At 64.3% G+C, this 19,280-nt stretch carries 18 protein-coding genes; 5 read left to right on the top strand and 13 right to left on the bottom strand.

The genetic code is table 11. The annotated features are described in order from the left end of the window. Window positions 1–87: 87 nt before the first annotated feature. From ACCO56_RS27770 to ACCO56_RS27755, 4 genes are read right to left on the bottom strand one after another with little or no spacing between them, the layout of a single operon-like run. Complete coding sequence (locus tag ACCO56_RS27770) at window positions 88–624, bottom strand: NADPH-dependent FMN reductase (protein ID WP_433644159.1); 537 nt, start codon at window positions 622–624, stop codon at window positions 88–90. A gap of 1 nt (window position 625) precedes the next feature. Continuing rightward, complete coding sequence (locus ACCO56_RS27765) at window positions 626–1,939, bottom strand: TRAP transporter large permease (protein ID WP_433644158.1); 1,314 nt, start codon at window positions 1,937–1,939, stop codon at window positions 626–628. Then, complete coding sequence (locus ACCO56_RS27760) at window positions 1,936–2,508, bottom strand: TRAP transporter small permease subunit (protein ID WP_433644157.1); 573 nt, start codon at window positions 2,506–2,508, stop codon at window positions 1,936–1,938. The genes ACCO56_RS27765 and ACCO56_RS27760 overlap by 4 nt, the downstream gene beginning before the upstream one ends. A 20-nt stretch (window positions 2,509–2,528) precedes the next feature. Continuing rightward, window positions 2,529–3,608, bottom strand: coding sequence for a C4-dicarboxylate TRAP transporter substrate-binding protein (locus ACCO56_RS27755; protein ID WP_433644156.1), 1,080 nt, complete (start codon window positions 3,606–3,608; stop codon window positions 2,529–2,531). 464 nt (window positions 3,609–4,072) lie between these two features. On the opposite strand from ACCO56_RS27755, the gene ACCO56_RS27750 reads away from it, so the two are divergent. Further along, window positions 4,073–5,125 (top strand): uroporphyrinogen decarboxylase family protein, encoded by a 1,053-nt coding sequence (locus tag ACCO56_RS27750; protein WP_433644155.1) that lies wholly within the window; start codon window positions 4,073–4,075, stop codon window positions 5,123–5,125. Window positions 5,126–5,393: 268 nt separating this feature from the next. Then, complete coding sequence (locus tag ACCO56_RS27745) at window positions 5,394–6,197, top strand: LssY C-terminal domain-containing protein (RefSeq protein ID WP_433644154.1); 804 nt, start codon at window positions 5,394–5,396, stop codon at window positions 6,195–6,197. 45 nt (window positions 6,198–6,242) lie between these two features. Here ACCO56_RS27745 and ACCO56_RS27740 read toward each other — a convergent pair whose 3' ends face one another. Then, window positions 6,243–6,842, bottom strand: a complete 600-nt coding sequence (locus ACCO56_RS27740; protein ID WP_433644153.1) for a DUF922 domain-containing Zn-dependent protease — start codon at window positions 6,840–6,842, stop codon at window positions 6,243–6,245. 209 nt (window positions 6,843–7,051) lie between these two features. On the opposite strand from ACCO56_RS27740, the gene ACCO56_RS27735 reads away from it, so the two are divergent. The 3 genes from ACCO56_RS27735 (at window position 7,052) to ACCO56_RS27725 (ending at window position 8,666) form a co-directional block, all read left to right on the top strand. Beyond that, window positions 7,052–7,474 carry a lysozyme inhibitor LprI family protein gene (locus ACCO56_RS27735; RefSeq protein ID WP_433644152.1) on the top strand — a complete coding sequence of 141 codons (423 nt, stop codon included), beginning with the start codon at window positions 7,052–7,054 and terminating at the stop codon, window positions 7,472–7,474. 185 nt (window positions 7,475–7,659) lie between these two features. Further along, window positions 7,660–7,872, top strand: a complete 213-nt coding sequence (locus ACCO56_RS27730) for a hypothetical protein (protein WP_433644151.1) — start codon at window positions 7,660–7,662, stop codon at window positions 7,870–7,872. 371 nt (window positions 7,873–8,243) lie between these two features. Next, window positions 8,244–8,666, top strand: a complete 423-nt coding sequence (locus ACCO56_RS27725; protein ID WP_433644150.1) for a hypothetical protein — start codon at window positions 8,244–8,246, stop codon at window positions 8,664–8,666. Between the two features lie 91 nt (window positions 8,667–8,757). Here ACCO56_RS27725 and lpdA read toward each other — a convergent pair whose 3' ends face one another. The 8 genes from lpdA to mdh form a co-directional block, all read right to left on the bottom strand. Continuing rightward, a complete protein-coding gene (gene lpdA, locus ACCO56_RS27720; protein ID WP_433644149.1) occupies window positions 8,758–10,164 on the bottom strand; it encodes a dihydrolipoyl dehydrogenase in 1,407 nt (468 codons plus the stop codon). Between the two features lie 168 nt (window positions 10,165–10,332). Then, window positions 10,333–10,791 carry a hypothetical protein gene (locus ACCO56_RS27715; protein ID WP_433644148.1) on the bottom strand — a complete coding sequence of 153 codons (459 nt, stop codon included), beginning with the start codon at window positions 10,789–10,791 and terminating at the stop codon, window positions 10,333–10,335. A 266-nt stretch (window positions 10,792–11,057) separates the two neighbouring features. Then, window positions 11,058–11,486 carry a VOC family protein gene (locus ACCO56_RS27710; protein ID WP_433644147.1) on the bottom strand — a complete coding sequence of 143 codons (429 nt, stop codon included), beginning with the start codon at window positions 11,484–11,486 and terminating at the stop codon, window positions 11,058–11,060. 73 nt (window positions 11,487–11,559) lie between these two features. Then, window positions 11,560–12,837 (bottom strand): 2-oxoglutarate dehydrogenase complex dihydrolipoyllysine-residue succinyltransferase, encoded by a 1,278-nt coding sequence (gene odhB / locus ACCO56_RS27705; protein ID WP_433644146.1) that lies wholly within the window; start codon window positions 12,835–12,837, stop codon window positions 11,560–11,562. 18 nt (window positions 12,838–12,855) lie between these two features. Beyond that, the gene (locus ACCO56_RS27700) at window positions 12,856–15,849 is read right to left on the bottom strand and encodes a 2-oxoglutarate dehydrogenase E1 component (RefSeq protein ID WP_433644145.1); all 2,994 of its coding nucleotides are present in this window, start codon (window positions 15,847–15,849) and stop codon (window positions 12,856–12,858) included. Window positions 15,850–16,018: 169 nt separating this feature from the next. After that, the gene (gene sucD / locus ACCO56_RS27695; protein WP_433644144.1) at window positions 16,019–16,921 is read right to left on the bottom strand and encodes a succinate--CoA ligase subunit alpha; all 903 of its coding nucleotides are present in this window, start codon (window positions 16,919–16,921) and stop codon (window positions 16,019–16,021) included. An 81-nt stretch (window positions 16,922–17,002) separates the two neighbouring features. Beyond that, entirely contained in the window at window positions 17,003–18,196 is a 1,194-nt protein-coding gene (gene sucC / locus ACCO56_RS27690; RefSeq protein ID WP_433644142.1) for an ADP-forming succinate--CoA ligase subunit beta, read from the bottom strand. Window positions 18,197–18,209: 13 nt separating this feature from the next. Further along, window positions 18,210–19,178: a malate dehydrogenase gene (gene mdh / locus ACCO56_RS27685; protein WP_433644141.1), complete on the bottom strand. Its 969-nt coding sequence runs from the start codon at window positions 19,176–19,178 to the stop codon at window positions 18,210–18,212. Window positions 19,179–19,280: the final 102 nt, after the last annotated feature.

The raw sequence follows: 19,280 nt of genomic DNA, 5'->3' as shown, positions 1-19,280 counted from the left end.
GCATGCGGGGAGAGATGTCCGGCAGGACAGTGAGGGGCAGCGCAAACCGTCAATCCTCACGATCCCAGCCGCTCCATTCGCGCCGCATCAATCCCGGGCCAGCGAAGCGAAGAACGCACGCACCGCTTCGAACAGGAACACCTCGGTGGCCTCGTCGGCCAGCATGCCGTCCTTGACCTTGGCATTGGCATGGGTGACCACGACTTCCTGCCAGACGAAGGTTCGCGCCAGCACGGCACCCAGTATGTTCTTCAGATGCGCCTGAGCACGCACCCCGCCGAGCGCGCCGCCTGAGACGGAGGCGATGAACACCGGCTTGCCCTTGAGCACCGATGCGTAGCCGGGACGCGATGCCCAGTCGATGGCATTCTTCAGCACGCCGGGAACGCTGTAATTATATTCCGGCGTGACGATGATCATCCCGTCCGCGGCCGATATGGCCGACTTCAGCGACATCACGGGCTCGGGCAGCGGGTCGAGATCGGCGTTGTAGTGCGGCAACGACCCTATATCGAAACGAGAGAAGTGGGCTTCGTCTGCCAGCTTCTCGCAGATCGTCTCCACGACCGCCTTCGAGGTGGACGCGGTGCGCAAGCTGCCCGACAGGCAGAGGATCGAAACCATCTCAAAGCCTCGCCAGCCAGGTCGCGATCTCAGGGAAGATCGCGAGGATGATCAAGCAGACGACCATGGCCATGACGAAGGGCATCGACCCGCGGAAGATTTCGCCGACTTTCAACGTCCGGTCGTCGATGGCCGCTTTGATCGTATAGACCGACAGGCCGAAGGGCGGCGTGAGCAAGCCGATCTCCACCGCAACCACCGTCATAACCCCGAACCATATCTTGTCGAAACCAGCCGCCTCCGCCACAGGCAGGACGATCGGCAGCAGGATCAGCATGATCGAGATGGAGTCGATGAAGCAGCCCATCACGATGACCAGCGCGATGAACAGCACCAGAAAGCCGTAAGGGCCGATGGTGCCGCCGATCAGGAGCCCGGCAAGCGCGGCCGGGAGGCCCGACATGGCCAGCATCCTGCTGAAGAAGGTCGCGGCCACGATCAGGAACAGCACCGACACGGTGATCTGCCCGGTCTCGACGAGCAGCGACCAAAACTTCGATGGATTGAGAGAGCGCCGCTGCAGGGCGATGCCGAGCGCGCCAAGAGCGCCGACGGCGCCAGCCTCCGTCGGGTTGAGGAAACCGCCATAGAGCCCACCGAGCACCAGCGTGACGAGCAGGACGATCGGAGCGCCCTTGCGGAAAACCTCGAGGACACTGCTCGATGGCAACGTCTCGAGCTTGGCCTCCGCCTCGAAGACCGAGGCAGGCCGCCAATAGGCCATGATCAGGATGGTCACGGCGAAGAGAACGGACAGCAGGATTCCTGGGCCGACACCGGAGAGAAACATGCGGCCGACCGACTCTTCGGCGAGCACCGCGTAGACGACCATCAGCAGCGACGGTGGAATGAGCATGCCGAGGACGGAGCTGCCCGCGACGACGCCGGTCGAAAACCGGCGCGTGTAGCCATGCCGGACCATTTCGGGCACCGCAACGCGCGAAAACACCGAGGCTGAGGCGACCGAGATCCCTGTGATCGACGCGAAAACGGCGTTGGCGAAAACCGTGGCGATGCCGAGCCCGGCCTTGACCCGGCGAAGCAGCCGCTCGAACAGATCGAACGTGTCCTTCCCGACGCCCGAAACCGTCACGAGCAGGCCCATCAGCACGAACAGCGGCACGATCGCGAAAAGATATTCCTCCAGACTGTCATTCGCCACCGAACCGAGCATCCTGAGAGCGACTATTTCGTTGCGGATGAAAGCGACGCCACCGAAGGAGGCCACCATCATCGCGACGCCGATCGGCATGCCGAGAATGATCAGGAGCAGAAGGACCGCGATTGCCGCCACGCCGATCTCGATGCCGGTCATCGCGATCCATCTCCAGGGCTTGCCGGCTGACGCAGCCGGCTTGCCGCCAGGAGCACGAACTGCACCGCGGCGACCACGGCTCCGATGAAGATCAGGGCACGGAAGGGCGAAGTCTGCATCGTCAGCACGCCCGTCACGCCGATGAACTCCCGGTGCTCGATGTCGCGCCAGAGGATTCCCCAGCTCGACCAGGCGATCCCGGCACAGACCGCCGCGCCGAAAAGGTCCCAGACAGCGCGTATGACCGCCGCCGCTTTCGGACGGCGGAGGGAGACGGCATCGAGGAAGAAGTCCGTGCTGGCCAGCCTGTCGTTTCGCACGGCGGTGCCGAGCTGCAGGAAGACGATCAGCACCACGGTCAGCGCGCCGAGCTCGGCGATCAGCGGCAGCGAAGCGCCGAGCAGGTTGCGGACCACGACGTCGGCGACGATCATGGCCATGAGCAGCACGATCATGATCGTGCCGAGCGCGGCGAGCCCGTCGACCCCCCTGTTCCAGAGACCCAGCCGCTCGTGAACGCCCGGCACGGACGGTGCCCCGGCGTTCGGGTTCTTGTCTTCACCCTCCATGACCAACCCGATCCGATTTCCTAGAGCGCCTTGTCCCAGTCGCGCGCCGGCTTCTCGCCCTTGGCGCGCAGGCCATCCATGTAGGCCTTGAGGAATGCCTTGCTCGGAAGGCCCCGCGCTTCGGCCTCGGCCGCCCACTCACCGGCAATGTCAGGCAGGTTGTCGACCCATTTCTGGCGGTCGCCGGCCGGCAATTCGCTGATTGTGACTGGCGGGTTCTGCCCGGCGCCGAGCTCGACCATCTTGGCGAAGGCCGCTTCGTGGCGCTCCAGGAGATCCTTGCCATGCGCATCGGTGTAGAACTTGCCGGCCTGGATCATCGCCTGCTGCACCTCTTCGGGCAGTCCGTCCCAGCTATCCCCGTTGATGGCGATTGCGCCGGAGAAGGCCGTGCCGATGCGCACGCGGGTGATGTAGGGCGCCACTTCGTAGAGCTTGGCCGGCAGCACGCCGAGCGCCAGTGAGAGCACGCCGTCCGATACGCCCGTCTGGATGTCGGTGTAGAAGGTCGGCAGGGAGCCATCCACCGCATTGGCTCCGGTGCCCCGCAGCCATGAGCCGAGCACGCCCGGCGCCGAGAGCTTCATGCCGTTGAGATCGCTGAGGCCCTTGATCGGCTTCTTGGTATAAATGTCGTAGCTGTCCGTTCCCGTCAGCCCGAGAACCCTGAGATTGTACTGCTCCCACTCCTTCTTGAAGGCCTCGTTGCTGTCGAGCAGATCCCATGTCACCTGGAGCTGCACCGGAGGATTCGCGGTGGCGAAGGGGGTGTAGGTGGAAGCCTGGCTCAGCGGCAGCTTGGCACCCTCCAGAAAGGAGAAGACCCAGCCGATATCCGTCACCCCTTCCTGGACGGAGGTCAGTGTTGCATTTGCCTTATAGAGCGATCCGCCGAAGGCCTCGTTCCATGCAATCTTGTAATTGCCCTTTTCGGCCAGGATGCGGTCCGTCTCCGCCATGAAGTGCGATTTGATCATGCCGACCCAGGGGATCGCGAGCGGATGGCTCGAAGCCACCGTCAGTTCGATGGTCTCCTGCGAATGGGCCGTGATGGGAAAGGCCATTGCAACGCCAAGAAGCAGCCCAGTCAGTCTGTACATCTCCATTCCTCCCTTTGTTTCGGCTTTGTGCACGCCTATGGCGGGCTGCACCTTCATCCTTGCCGGACGACCATTCTCCCAGAATTTTCGCATAGCGAATTTTTTTTCTCTAAACGGAAAGTATGGCTCGCGTCAGCGTACTGTCAAGCTCGGATAGGCGCCATCCGCCATCGAGGATGGAATGTTCGCCACCCGCGCAGCGCCGGGGCCGAACCGGGACTTCGGCAATTGACAGGGTGGAATTCGCCAATATAGCATCCGTATCGAAAAAGTTTTCGCATAGAGAAATTCTATCCCAGCCAGCCCTCGTGTTGGGCCGGCAGCATCGAGGTGGTCAACGTTGATGCCATGAGGGTGATGCCAGGATCTCGTCGGCATCGATCGCCGCGGAAGACGGTGAGCAATCCCCTTTGTGGCAAGGATGTCGACAGGCCTTGCGCCTGTTGCCATGGAGGAGGAATTCGATGCCCCGCACGCTCCCCTTACTGCCGACGTCTCTGGTCGGCTCCTATGCCCAGCCTGACTGGCTGATCGACCGCAAGAAACTGGCCGGGCGCTTTCCTCCGCGCGTGCGCGCCCGCGAGCTGTGGCTCGTCGCACCCGAATGGCTCGACGAAGCGCAGGACGACGCCACGCTCCTCGCCATCCGCGACCAGGAACGCGCGGGGCTCGACATCATCACCGATGGCGAGATGCGGCGCGAGAGTTACTCCAACCGCTTCGCCACCGCGCTCGACGGTGTCGACATCGATAATCCCGGGACCGCGCTCGACCGCTCCGGCCATCCCAACCCGGTACCCCGCGTAACCGGCAAGGTGCGCCGCCGGCATCCGGTGGAGGTGCGTGACGTCCAATTCCTGCGCGCCGCCACCGACCATCGCATCAAGATGACCGTGCCCGGCCCCTTCACCATGTCACAGCAGGCGCAGAACGATTTCTACGAAAGCGAGGAGGCGCTTGCGATGGACTATGCTGCGGCGGTCAACGAGGAGATCAAGGATCTCTTTGCCGCGGGTGCCGACATCGTCCAGATCGACGAGCCTTATATGCAGGCCCGCCCTGAAAAGGCGCGCGCCTATGGGCTGAAGGCGCTGAACCGGGCGCTCGAGGGCGTCGAAGGCGAGACGGCGGTGCATATCTGCTTCGGTTATGCCGCGATCATTCACGAGCGGCCCGAGGGTTATTCTTTCCTGCCGGAACTCGCCGGCTCGACCGCCAAGGCGGTGTCGATCGAGACCGCCCAGTCCGGCCTCGACTGTTCCGTGCTGGCAAAGTTGCCGGACAAAACGATTATTCTCGGCGTGCTCGACCTTTCGACACACGAGGTCGAGGCGCCCGAAACGGTCGCGGCACGCATCCGCCGCGCCTTGCCCTATGTGCCGCTCGAACGCATCGTCGTGGCTCCCGACTGCGGGCTCAAATACCTGCCGCGCGATGTTGCCTTCGGCAAGATGAAGGCGATGGCGGAAGGCGCGGCGATCGTCCGCGCCGAACATGCCGGCGGCGCCCGGACATAGGCCGCCGGCAAACGCTGCGCCCCACACTCCTCTGGCCTGCCGGCCAGAGGAGTGTGGGGCATGCGAACATCCATATTGCGGCAACGTGGCGGACGAGGGACAATATGTGCTTCTAGCGCATTTCGCAGCCGACCGGATTCGGTCGGCGTCGTGAGAATGCGGCAAAAACAAAGATTTAAAGCGTGTCACCCGAGTCCGATTGCCAGCGACACGCTTTAAGCATCGGAGAACGGTCGCCTATCGAAAGACGCGGAGGGGGGAGGCCCGCATGGGCAGGACAGGGAGATGGCGGCGCGTGGCGCTCGTGGCAGGGGGCCTGGTAGCAGCGTATCTGCTTGTCGCCTATCTCGTGCTTCCCGCCGCATGGACTCATTACGAGCGGCAGCCGGGCCTCGCCGGTCGGCCTATGGTCACGCGCACGGCGCAAGGCATTCCCGGCGATCCGCTGAATGTCGGCCTGGTCGGCGACCGTGACGACATCGCCAGAGCGATGCGGGCCGCGGGGTGGTACCCCGCCGATCCGTTGACGCTTCGCTCCGATGCCGAGATCGTCGGCAGCGTGCTTCTGGATCGCCCAGACCCGACTGCCCCGGTTAGCACGCTCTATCTCGACGGCCGTCGCGAGGATCTCGCCTATGAATTTCCCGTCGGCGACAACGCCAGACATCGGCATCACGTGCGGCTTTGGCGCGTGATGGACAAGGGAGCCGAGGCCCGCCCCGTCTGGCTGGGCTCGGCGACGTTCGACCGCCGGGTCGGCGTGAGCGACTATACGGGCCAGGTGACCCACGACATCGCGCCCGACATCGACGCCGAGCGCGATTTCCTGGCCGAGACGCTCGTCAAAGCGGGCATGGCCGAAACCCTCTACCAGATCTCGGGCGTCGGACCGACGCTCAACGGTCGCAACGGCGAGGGAAGCCGCTATTGGACCGATGGCGAAATCCGCGTCATCGTGCTCGTCGCCGACGGGGTCCGCTGGCCCTCGCCGCCGGCCGTGGTGTCGGCGCCCACCTTCATCGCGGCGAAGGATGCGCTATGGCAATCGGTTGGCAACGCATTCTGGGATTGATGGTGGCCGGCCCGCAGGCCCTCTGGGGTCACCCAGCCAATCCCACTACTTCCCATTCACCAGCCTGAGGATGAGCTGATGGACATTGCCCCCGTCGCTCATCTCGACCTTGTCGAAATCGCGGCTGCGCTGCCGCTGCGCCAGAGAAAGTTCGGCGAGCCGCTTGGTGAGCTCCGTCCTGATCTTGCGGCAATCGGGATCGGCGGGAACGGAAAATCCGACGCTCGTCGCCTCGATCGCCTTCACCATGTCGACGATGATGTCGCCATGCACCTTTTCATGGGCGCTCAGCCCCGAGATGAAGGTCTCCCAGTTTTTCCGGATCTCGGGCGGGAGTTTGGCGGCAGGCTTGGGCAGGGTGTAGGTGATGATGAGCTTGGGCTTTGCCGTCACCAGCGTGCAGGCGCCGTCCGCCTGCGGCTCGTATTTGCGCGTCCAGGTGAGCTTGAAATTGGTATGGGCGATGGTGCGGACGAGCCCACGGATCTTCGGGCCTTTTTCCCCAATTGAGCGGTATAGCTCGGCCCCAGTCTTGCCGGAGATCGCATAGGTTTCGACCTTCTCCACCGGCTTCCATTGGGCCCGCGCGGCAGTCGCGGCCGGCAGCAAGGCGGCCAGCAGAAAAAGTCGGAGGGCTGTCCTCACCTGAATCCTCACCCCTGAATTTCGAAGGCCAAGCCATAGGAGGAACGCGCACTGGTTTCAACCGGCCGCCGGCAGGTAAACCGGGCAATCGACCCCTGCCTTACCAGGACGCGGAATTCGCTTTCGGCAAGCTGCTGGCGAACCCGAGGGAAAGCAATTACAACTTCGGCGCGATGACAGCAGCTGTCACCTGGAGAAGGAGGTATTCCATGCGGATCTCGCTCGCGATCCTTGCGGCAACCTTGGCTACCGCCGCCATCGCCATGCCGACAAGAGCAACCGCCGACGAATGCGACAATGCCCAGGGCGGCCAGGCGGGGCTGAATGAATGCTACGACAAGCTTTCCAAGAAATCGGATGCCGAGCTCAACAGGCTCTACAAGGAAATCGAAACCCGGCTGAAGGATGATCCGGACACGAAGAAGCTGCTGGTAACGGCACAGCGCAGTTGGGTCGCCTTCCGCAACGCCGAATGCAATTTTCAGGCGGCGGGTTCTTCGGGAGGCAGCGTCGCCCCGATGATCTATTCGATGTGCCTGGATGGCCTGACGAAAAGCCGGGTCGAGGACTTCAAGGGCTACCTGCAATGCGAGGAAGGCGACCTGAGCTGCCCGGTCCCGGCGGCGAACTGATCGGCCAGGTCGGCGGGATCGGCTGGCGCGCTCCGCTCTTCCTTCGAGCGAAACAAGTGGCCTGACCAGCAGGCGCCTCCATCCTACGGTGAAGGAAGGGCGGTCGATCACGCAAAGCGTGATTTGGTCGTCAAGCCGGGCTTTGTTACCTTGCGCTGGTCGCAGACGAAACGAGGATGACGAGAATGACCAGAGCCCTGCTAGTGGCCGCTGCTCTTGGCCTATCCCTCGCAGGAGCGAATGCCTGCGAGTTCCAGCGTTCCGCCTCAACCAAGGTCGACCAGACCAAGGTGGCAAGCACCACCCATTCCATGTCCAAGCCGATGAGCACGGCACCGACCGTCACACAGGCGGACCAGAAAAAAAACACCACCGCGACCGTCGAGAAAGACGGTTAATCCAAGGGTCGATTATCGACCCTGGAAGCGCGCGACCGCGCGCCGCGCCCGTTGGCGCGAAAGCCAAGCGGCCTGGATAGGCCGCGCCGGCGACTGAGGCGACCTGGATGTGTCAACATCCAGGTCCAGTGATTTGAGTTCCCTGCCCACTGCCGGCTACGGCTGGCGAGGGTCCTCGGGCGGCGGCTTCGATCGAAGTTGCCGCCCCAGTCTCTGGGATACCAAGACCAAGTTGTGCGTTTCCCGCGCATATGCGGCTTGGCTGGCGTTCCGCCCACCAGGGGCCGGAGCGAGTTGCGTTTTGCTAACAAATGAAACCGAAGCGCACTTTCCGCGTTCTTCTGCCGTAGCAACCGACGGAGGACCGCCCAATGGCCAATCCCGCACGGAAATATGACGACCCACAGGATCCGCGTCTCGTCAACGATCCCGTCAATCCCGTTCCACCGCTTGGAACGGACCCGGCGGAGCCCCGCATGTCGGCGGACATGCCCCGCGGCGACGACCCTGTAATGCGTACGGATCGCGGCATGGGGACGAGCGTCTTGATCGCGGCAGTAGTGCTGGTGCTGGCGGTGATCGCCTATTTCATGTTCGGGCCGCAAGGCACCGAGACGGTGACGCCGACCGATCAGCCGGCAGCGACCGAACCGGCTACGCCGTCGACACCGGCGCCTGAATCGAGCGCGCCGACAACGCCGGCTCCGAGCGATTCCGCTCCGGCCACGCCGACGGAACCCGCTCCGGCTCAGCCCAACCCGGCGACGCCCGCACAGCCCGCTCCAGCGCAGTAGGCGAGAAATAAAGGCGGCCCGCTCCTGGCGGGCCGTGCCCTGAATTCCGCGACGGCCGATCCGGCCGGGCGATTATGTTCGTTCGTCTTTTTTAGATGTGGATCGGCTTGAAGAAGGTCGCCAATGCGGCCTCCTTCACCGCCTCCGACATGGTCGGATGGGCATGGCAGGTACGAGCGAGGTCTTCCGACGAGCCGCCGAACTCCAGCAGGACCGCCGCTTCGTGGATCATCTCGCCGGCGCCGAAGCCGACGATGTGGGCGCCGAGCACTCGATCCGTATCCTTGTCCGCCAGGATCTTGACGAAACCGTCCGTATGGAGCGAGGCGCGAGCCCGGCCATTGGCCGAGAACGGAAACTTGCCGGCCTTGTAGGCGATACCTTCGGCCTTGAGCTGCTCCTCGGTCTTGCCCACCGAAGCCACTTCCGGGCTGGTGTAGACGACACTCGGGATGACCTCGTAGTTCACATGGCCCGCTTGGCCGGCGATGATCTCGGCGACGGCCACGCCCTCGTCCTCGGCCTTGTGGGCGAGCATCGGCCCGGCGATCACGTCCCCGATCGCGTAGATGCCGGGAATATTGGTGCGAAGATGGGCGTCCGTCTTGACACGGCCGCGCTCGTCGACCTCCACGCCCGCTTCGGCAAGGCCCAAGCCTTCGGTGTAGGGCTTGCGACCTGTGGCGACGAGCACGACGTCGGCTTCGATCGTCTCGGCCGCGCCGCCCTTCACAGGCTCGAAGGTCACCTTCGCGCCTTTCCCATCCTTCTCGACGCCGGTCACCTTGGCGCCCAGCTTGAAGTCCACACCCTGCTTGGCCAGCATGCGCTGGAACTGCTTGGCCACCTCGCCATCCATGCCGCCGAGGATCGTGTCGAGGAATTCCACCACCGTCACCTTGGCGCCGAGCCTGCCCCAGACGGAGCCGAGTTCGAGCCCGATCACGCCGCCGCCCACCACGACCAGATGGCCGGGAACCTTCTCCAGCTCCAGCGCCCCGGTCGAGGAGACGATCACCTTTTCGTCGAATTCGAAATTCACGCCGGGAATGCCGTTGACGTCCGACCCCGTTGCGATGACGATGTTCTGCGTCTCGATCTCCTGGACCTTGCCGTCCTCAGCGGTGACGGCCACCTTGCCTGTGGCCACGATGCGGCCCGTGCCGCGCAGCACGTCGATCTTGTTCTTCTTCATGAGGAAGTCGAGACCCTTGACGTTCTGGTCGACCGTCTGGGTCTTGTGGTCCAGCATCTTGGCGAGGTTGAGCTTCGGCTTGGCGATCTCGACGCCGAGCGCCTCGAAACCGTGGCTCGCCTCAGCGAAAACCTCCGAAGCATGGAGCAGCGCCTTGGAAGGAATGCAGCCGACATTGACGCAGGTGCCACCATGGGTCGGGCGCTTCTCGACCACGGCGGTCTTCAATCCGAGCTGTGCTGCCTTGATCGCGCAGACATAGCCCCCGGGGCCGGTTCCGATCACCACGACGTCATAAGCCATTGCAACAATTCCTTTTGCCAACCGCATCTAAAGCATGTCTCCCGAAAGTGTGCAGCGGTTTCGGGAGAAAGACATGCGCCGAATCAAGAACCTACAGCGCGCCGCGTGAATCTTTTTCGCGCGGCCCGCTGTAGGAGCCGCCGCGCTTTCGCGCCATGGCGGAGCCAGTCATTCCTGACAACCCTTCAATGCAAAAACATCGAAGGGCAACTTCGTAAATCCCTTCTCGCCAAAGGCGGAGGATTGCTTCAGCGCCGGTCCGAGATCGGGAAAGATCAGCGTCTGCGGCGCAGCCGTCCCTTCCGCCGGCAACAGCCCGACTACACCGGACGAATCAGCCGTGTAGACGACGCCCTGCCAGGCCGTGCAGGCGGCAATCTCCTCGCCGGTCACGTCGCCTTTCGGGCAATCATGCATCAGCATGCCGTTGGGTCGCGCCACATCGGCCGACCACATGACGATGCCGTCGAGCACGAGGCCCTCGCCCAGCACCATGCGGAAGGTGTTTGTGACCACCGCGCTCCCGCCCGTGGGCACGAACTCCACCGAAGCCACGCCATCTCGGTCATCGAAGACGGCGAGCTCGATCGGGCAGGCAGCGTGAACTGGCGACGCGATGCCCAGCATCAGCGCGGCGACAAGAACGGCCGGGGCCTTAAGACACCCCCTTCTGATCGTGGCGCGTGCGATAGGTCCCCCTCTCCGTCTCGGCTTCGCCGAGCCACCTCTCCTCCACTTCGTGGGGAAGAGGAAGGGCGCCGAGTGTACAGCTGCCGATTCCTCTCCCTCACGATAGTGGGGGAGAGGTGGCTCGGCGAAGCCGAGACGGAGAGGGGGAACCTGCCAGGCAATGAGCCAGGACAGAAAAGGGCGCGAAGAAGGAATGCCGCGCCTCATCTCGCCTTCCCGATCGGCGCGTTGAAGGCCCAGACATGGCCGAAAGGGTCTTTAACCTTGCCGTAGCGGGCGCCCCAGAACATGTCCGCTACGGGCGTCGAAACAATCGCTCCCGCGGCGACCGCCCGCTCCACCGCCTGGTCGACTTCGGCAGGCGCCTTGAGATTGACATGAACAGTCAGGCCCGCGCCGCCCCGGCTTTCCGGCGACATGACGTCCGCTCCGAATTCGGGAAATTCGTCGTGCAACATCACCTCGGTGCCGAACATCGAGAGATTGGCGTGCATCACCCGCTCGCCATCCGGGGCCATTTGCTCATAGGTCTCGATCGCGCCGAAGGCTTGCTCGTAGAAAGCGATCGCGGCTTTGCCGCGTCTGACACAGAGATGCACCTGGATGGGCGGGATGTCGGGTTCGAAAGCCATGCCGGATGGTCCTCTCCCTCAACAGACGGGACGGCGCCGGCCGCCCCATCTTTTGTAGCTGCGGAGCCCGCGATTACAGGTCCAGCACCAAGCGTTCCGGATCCTCGAGGCTCTCCTTGACCCGCACGAGGAAGGTCACCGCCTCCTTGCCGTCGACGATGCGGTGATCGTAGGAGAGCGCCAGATACATCATCGGCCGGATCACGATCTGGCCGCCGACCACCACGGGCCGCTCCTGGATCTTGTGCATGCCGAGAATGCCCGACTGCGGAGCGTTGAGGATCGGCGTCGACATCAGCGAGCCGTAGACGCCACCGTTGGAGATGGTGAAGGTGCCGCCTTGCATGTCGGTGACGGCGAGCTTGCCGTCGCGTGCGGCCACGCCCAGCCGGCCGATCTCCTTCTCGATCTCGGCGATGCTCATGCTGTCCGCGTCGCGCACCACCGGCACCACGAGGCCCTTGTCGGTGCCGACGGCGACGCCGATATGAGCGTAGTTCTTGTAGATGATGTCGGTGCCATCGATCTCGGCGTTGACGGCCGGGATCTCCTTCAGCGCATGCGTCACCGCCTTGGTGAAGAAGCCCATGAAGCCGAGCTTCACGCCGTGCTTCTTCTCGAACACGTCCTTGTACTTGGCGCGCAGGTCCATCACCGCCTTCATGTCCACCTCGTTGAAGGTGGTCAGCATGGCGGCAGTGGACTGGGCCTCCTTCAGGCGGCGCGCGATGGTCTGGCGCAGCTTGGTCATGCGCACGCGCTCCTCGCGCGGCTCGTCCTCGGCGGGCGACGGCGCGCGCGCCGCAACCGGGGCGGCCGCCTGAGCCGGCGCGGGCTGCGCGCCGGCACCCCTGGCGATGGCATCGAGCACGTCACCCTTGAGCACCTGGCCACGCTTGCCGGAACCGGCGACCTGGTCTGCCGAGACATTGGCCTCGGCGAGCAGCTTTGCGGCGGCGGGCGCCGGCGGCATGGTCCGTTCGGTGATCGGCGGAGAGCCGGCGATCTTCGCGGTCTTGGCCTCGGCCTCGCCGACCGTCGCCGCGCCGGAATTGCCGGCCGCCTGGGCGACGGCCTCGGGCTTCGCCTCGGCGGGCTTGGCCGGTGCGGCCGCCCCCGCGGCGATCGTGCCGAGCAAGGCGCCGACATTCACCGTCTCGCCCTCGTTCACGGCGATCTCGGACAGCGTGCCGGCGGCAGGCGCAGGGACCTCGACCGTCACCTTGTCGGTCTCCAGCTCGACAAGCGGCTCGTCGACCGCGACGGCGTCGCCTGCCTTCTTGAACCATTTTCCGATGGTCGCCTCGGTGACGGATTCGCCGAGGGTCGGAACACGGATTTCGGTAGCCATCGGTTCTTCTTCCTGCCTTTAGCTTTGTTCGCCGAGCGCGTCCTCGAGCAGGGACTCGAGCTGCGCCAGATGCTTTGACATGAGGCCGGTCGCGGGGGACGCCGCCGCGGGCCGGCCGGTATAGCGCACGCGCTGGTGCTTGGCGTCGATATGGGCGAGCACCCACTCCAGGTAGGGGTCGATGAACGACCAGGCGCCCATGTTCTTGGGCTCCTCCTGGCACCACACCATCTCCGCGTTGCGGAAGCGCGACAGCTCCGTGATCAGCGCCTTGGCCGGGAACGGATAGAGCTGCTCGACGCGCAGCAGATAGACGTCGTCGATGCCGCGCTTCTCGCGCTCCTCGTAAAGATCGTAATAGACCTTGCCCGAGCACAGGACGACCCGGCGGATCTTGGAATCCTTGACCAGCTTGATCGACTGGCCGTCCTGGTACTGCGCGTCGTCCCACAACAAGCGGTGGAAGGAGCTTTCGCCCGACATCTCGGCCAGCGTCGAAACCGCGCGCTTGTGGCGCAGGAGCGACTTCGGCGTCATCAGGATCAGCGGCTTGCGGAAGTCGCGCTTAAGCTGCCGGCGCAGGATGTGGAAATAGTTGGCCGGCGTGGTGACGTTGGCCACCTGCATGTTGTCCTCGGCGCAAAGCTGGAGAAAGCGCTCCAGTCGGGCCGAGGAATGCTCCGGCCCCTGCCCTTCATAGCCATGCGGCAGCAGGCAGACCAGGCCCGACATGCGCAGCCATTTGCGCTCGCCCGACGAGATGAACTGGTCGAACACCACCTGAGCGCCGTTGGCGAAATCGCCGAACTGCGCTTCCCACAGCGTCAACGCTTTCGGATCGGCCAGCGAATAGCCGTATTCGAAGCCGAGCACCGCCTCTTCCGAGAGCATCGAGTTGATGACCTCGTAATTGGCCTGCGCCGCCGACAGGTTGTTGAGCGGGATGTAGCGGTTCTCGTCGCGCTGATCGTAAAGCACGGAGTGGCGCTGCGAGAAGGTGCCGCGCTCGGAATCCTGGCCGGAGAGGCGGATCGGGTTGCCGTCGAGCAGGATCGAGCCGAAGGCCAGCGCCTCGCCGGTCGCCCAGTCGATGCCTTCGCCGGATTCGATCGCCTGCCGGCGATTGTCGAGGAAGCGGCCGATCGTGCGGTGGACCTCGAAATCCTTGGGAACTTCGGTGAGCTTCCTGCCGATCTCCTTGAGCGTCTTCACCGGCACGGCGGTCTTGCCGCGGCGCAGCTCGTCCTGCTGGTCGGCGGTCCGGAGCCCTGTCCACGCGCCGTCCAGCCAGTCGGCCTTGTTCGGCTTGTAGCTCTGGCCCGACTCGAACTCGGTCTCGAGATGGGCACGCCACTCGGCCTTCATCGCATCGACTTCGGCCTGCGTGACGAGTCCCTCGCCGATCAGCTTCTCCGCATAGAGCTGCAGGGTGGTCTTATGATTGCGGATGGAGCGATACATGATCGGCTGCGTGAAGCCGGGCTCGTCGCCTTCGTTGTGGCCGAAGCGGCGATAACAGAACATGTCCACCACCACCGGCTTGTGGAAGCGCATGCGGAACTCGATCGCGATCTTGGCCGCGTAGACCACGGCTTCCGGATCGTCGCCGTTCACGTGGAAGATCGGCGCCTCGATCATCTTGGCGACGTCGGACGGATAGGGAGACGAACGCGAGAAGCGGGGATTGGTGGTGAAGCCGATCTGGTTGTTGATGATGAAATGCAGCGTGCCAGCGACGCGGTGTCCGCGCAGGCCGGAGAGGCCGAGGATCTCGGCGATCACGCCCTGGCCGGCGAAGGCGGCGTCGCCGTGGAGCAGCAGCGGCAGCACCCTGGCGCGCTCGGCCAGCGGCACGATCTCCTCGCGCTTGCGGCCGTAGAGCTGGTCCTGCTTGGCGCGCGCCTTGCCCATCACCACGGGATCGACGATCTCGAGATGCGAGGGGTTGGCGGTCAGCGACAGATGCACCTTGTTGCCGTCGAATTCGCGGTCCGACGAGGCGCCGAGGTGGTACTTGACGTCGCCCGAGCCCTCGACGTCGTCCGGCGCGTAGGAGCCGCCCTTGAACTCGTGGAAGATGGCGCGATGCGGCTTGCCCATGACCTGGGAAAGCACGTTCAGACGGCCGCGGTGGGCCATGCCGAGCACGATCTCTTCCATGCCGAGCGAGCCGCCGCGCTTGATGATCTGCTCCAGCGCCGGGATCAGCGCCTCGCCGCCGTCGAGACCGAAACGCTTGGTTCCCTTGTACTTGACGTCGATGAACTGCTCGAAGCCTTCGGCCTCGACCAGCTTGTGCAACATTGCCTTCTTGCCGGCGTCGGTGAAGGCGATGCCCTTGTCGACGCCTTCGATGCGCTCCTGGATCCAGGCCTTCTCTTCCGGATCGGAGATATGCATGAACTCGACGCCGAGCGTCGAGCAGTAGGTGCGCTTGAGGATCTCCAGCATCTGCCGGATGGTCGCGTATTCGAGCCCCAGCACATTGTCGATGAAGATCTTGCGGTCGTAGTCGGCCTCGGTGAAGCCGTAGGTGAGCGGCGACAGTTCGTTGTAGTCCTCGATCGGCTTGGCGAGGCCGAGCGGGTCGAGATCGGCATGGAGGTGGCCGCGCATGCGATAAGCGCGGATCATCATGATGGCGCGCACGGAATCGCGCGTCGCCCGCAGCACGTCGCCGTCGCTGAGCGACACGCCGCCGGCCGCGGCCTTGTCGCGCACCTTCTTCTCCAGGTGCTTCTCGACCTGGCCCCAATTGCCGTCCAGCGCCGACACCAACTCGCCATTGGCGGCGATCGGCCAATTGGGCTTCGACCAGGACGCGCCCTCCGCGTTCTTCCTGACGTCGCCTGCCTCGTCCTTCAGCCCGGAGAAGAAATCACGCCATTCCTCGTTCACCGAGGAGGGATCGTCCTGGTAGCTGGAATAGAGCTCCTCGATGTAATCGGCATTGCCGCCGTAGAGGAACGAGGTGAGGGAAAATTGGTCGTTGGCCTGATCCTGCCGTGCCATCTTCAAATCGGAGCTTTTGCTCCGTCTCCTTTTGCGCGGGCTCTGCCGCTTCCATCGAACAGGTCCGTTCTTTCCCGTAACCGTGCCCTCAATATGGCCCGGCTCGTCTTTCGCGACCTGTCCGTCAATGACCGGGCGGCGGCCCGCTGGGAAGCCGCCGCCTTGTTCTTCAGCCCTTGATCGCCTCGAGCAGCGTGGTGCCGAGGCGCGCCGGCGACGGCGATACGCGGATGCCCGCAGCTTCCATCGCCGCGATCTTGTCTTCCGCGCCGCCCTTGCCGCCGGAGATCACTGCGCCGGCATGGCCCATGGTGCGGCCGGCAGGCGCCGTGCGGCCGGCGATGAAGCCGGCCATCGGCTTTTTGCGGCCGCGCTTGGCTTCGTCCTTGAGGAACTGCGCCGCATCCTCCTCGGCCGAGCCGCCGATCTCGCCGATCATGATGATCGACTGCGTCTCGTCGTCGGCCAGGAACATCTCCAGCACGTCGATGAACTCGGTGCCCTTGACGGGGTCGCCGCCGATGCCGACGGCCGTCGTCTGGCCGAGCCCGGCATTGGTGGTCTGGAAAACCGCTTCGTAGGTAAGCGTTCCCGAACGCGAAACGACGCCCACCGAACCCTTGCGGAAGATGTTGCCGGGCATGATGCCGATCTTGCATTCGTTCGGGGTCAGCACGCCGGGGCAGTTGGGACCGATGAGGCGCGACTTGGATTTGTCCAGCCTGGCCTTGACCTTGACCATGTCCGTCACGGGGATGCCCTCGGTGATGCAGACGATGAGCGGGATCTCCGCGTCGATCGCCTCGATGATGGCCTCGGCCGCACCTGCCGGCGGCACATAGATCACCGACGCGTTGGCGCCGGTCTTGTCGCGGCCCTCGGCCACGGAGGCAAAGATCGGCAGGGTTTCGCCGCCGGCGCCCGTCCAGGTCTCTCCGCCCTTCTTGGGGTGGATGCCGCCGACCATCTTGGTGCCGTGATAAGCGAGCGCCTGCTCGGTATGGAAGGTGCCGGTCTTGCCGGTGAGTCCCTGGACCAGGACCTTGGTATCTTTGTTGACGAGAATGGACATGCCGTTTCCGTTCGAATTGGGGTGGGACCGTATCGCGTGGCGGGGGCGCTCCCGTGAGCGCCCTGCCTGCCCGCGACGGCTCTATCCGTTCACCGCGGCGACGATCTTCTTGGCCGCGTCGTCGAGATCGTCGGCCGGCGTGACGTTCAAGCCGCTCTCGCGCAGGATCTTCTTGCCGAGATCGACATTGGTGCCTTCGAGGCGCACGACCAGCGGCACCTTGAGCCCCACTTCCTTCACCGCGGCCACCACGCCTTCGGCGATGATGTCGCATTTCATGATGCCGCCGAAGATGTTGACCAGGATGCCCTTCACGGCCGGATCGGCGGTGATGATCTTGAACGCCGCCGTCACCTTTTCCTTGGACGCCCCGCCGCCGACATCGAGGAAGTTCGCCGGCTCGGCGCCATAGAGCTTGATGATGTCCATGGTCGCCATGGCGAGACCGGCGCCGTTGACCATGCAGCCGATATTGCCGTCGAGGGCGACATAGGCGAGGTCGTATTTGGAGGCCTCGATCTCCTTCTGGTCCTCTTCCGTCGTGTCGCGCAGCTCCAGCACGTCCGGATGGCGGAAGAGCGCGTTGTTGTCGAAGGACACCTTGGCGTCGAGCAGCCTGAGCCGCCCGTTGGTCATGACGATCAGCGGGTTGATCTCGAGCAGGCTCATATCCTTCTCGACGAATGCCTTGTAGAGCGCCGGGAACACCTTCCCACCGTCCTTGGCCGCCTCGCCGGTGAGCTTCAGCGCGTCGTTCAGCTTGGCGACATCCTCGCTGGTCACGCCCTTGTCCGGGTCGATCGCCAGCGTCACGATCTTCTCCGGCGTGTCATGAGCCACCTGCTCGATGTCCATGCCGCCCTCGGTCGAGACGACGAAGGCGATGCGGCCGGCCGTGCGGTCGACGAGGATCGACAGATAGAGCTCCCGGTCGATGTCGGCGCCGTCCTCGATATAGAGGCGATTGACCTGCTTGCCGGCCTGGCCGGTCTGCTTGGTCACGAGCGTGTTGCCGAGCATCTCCTTGACGTTGGCCACCACCTCGTCGGCCGAGCGCGCGAGCCGCACGCCGCCCTTGGCGTCCGGGCCGAGCTCCTTGAACTTGCCCTTGCCGCGGCCTCCGGCATGGATCTGGCTCTTCACAACGTAAAGCGGTCCCGGCAGGCTGGCCGCCGCCGCGGCGGCTTCCTCTGCCTTCAGCACGGGAACGCCCTCGGCGACGGGAAGGCCGTAACCCTTGAGCAACTGCTTGGCTTGGTATTCGTGGATATTCACGGGCAAGGCCTCCTTACTTCGCGCCGAGATTCGGCGCGATGCCGATGCAGGCCTCGCACAGGCCCTGCACGGCGGCGACCGACTTTTCGAACATCGCCTGCTCCGCCTTGTTGAGGTCGATTTCGATGATGCGCTCGATGCCGCCGGCGCCGATCACGGTCGGCACGCCGACATACATGTCCTTGACCCCGTACTGGCCGCCGAGATGGGCCGCGCAGGGGAGCACGCGCTTCTTGTCCTTAAGATAGGCTTCCGCCATGGCGATCGCCGAGGAGGCAGGCGCGTAATAGGCCGATCCGGTCTTCAGCAGACCGACGATCTCGGCGCCCCCGTCACGGGTGCGCTGCACGATCTGGTCGAGCTTCTCCTGCGAGGTCCAGCCCATCTTGACGAGGTCGGGCAGCGGAATGCCGGCGACGGTGGAGTAGCGGGTGAGCGGCACCATCGTGTCGCCATGGCCACCCAGCACGAAGGCGGTCACGTCCTCGACGGAAACCTTGAACTCCTCGGCGAGGAAATAGCGGAAGCGAGCGGAGTCCAGCACCCCGGCCATGCCGACGACATGGCTCTTCGGCAGGCCGGAGAATTTCTGCAGCGCCCAGACCATGGCGTCGAGCGGGTTGGTGATGCAGATCACGAAAGCCTTCGGCGCGTATTTCTTGATGCCGGCGCCGACCTGCTCCATGACCTTCAGATTGATGCCCAGGAGATCATCCCGGCTCATGCCCGGCTTGCGCGGCACGCCGGCGGTCACGATGCAGACGTCGGCGCCCTCGATCGCGGAATAGTCGTTGGCGCCGGAATAGCGCGCGTCGAAGCCATCCACCGGCGAGGACTGGGCGATGTCCAGGCCCTTGCCCTGCGGAATGCCTTCGGCGATGTCGAACATCGTGACGTCGCCGAGTTCCTTGAGGCCGATCATATGGGCGAGTGTGCCACCGATCATGCCTGAGCCGATGAGGGCGATCTTGTTACGAGCCATGTTGGAGAGTATCCCTTGTCTGAACCGTCACGGACGGCGCTGTGGTGGGCATAAAAGGACAGGCCGGAAGGGCCGGGATTTCAGCGCTGCAGATAGCCCCAT

Origin of the sequence: Mesorhizobium sp. 1B3 (assembly GCF_050958605.1) — a bacterium.
GTDB lineage: Bacteria > Pseudomonadota > Alphaproteobacteria > Rhizobiales > Rhizobiaceae.
The sequence above is the reverse complement of the archived record's forward strand: the minus strand, read 5'-3'. Positions and strand labels throughout refer to the sequence as shown.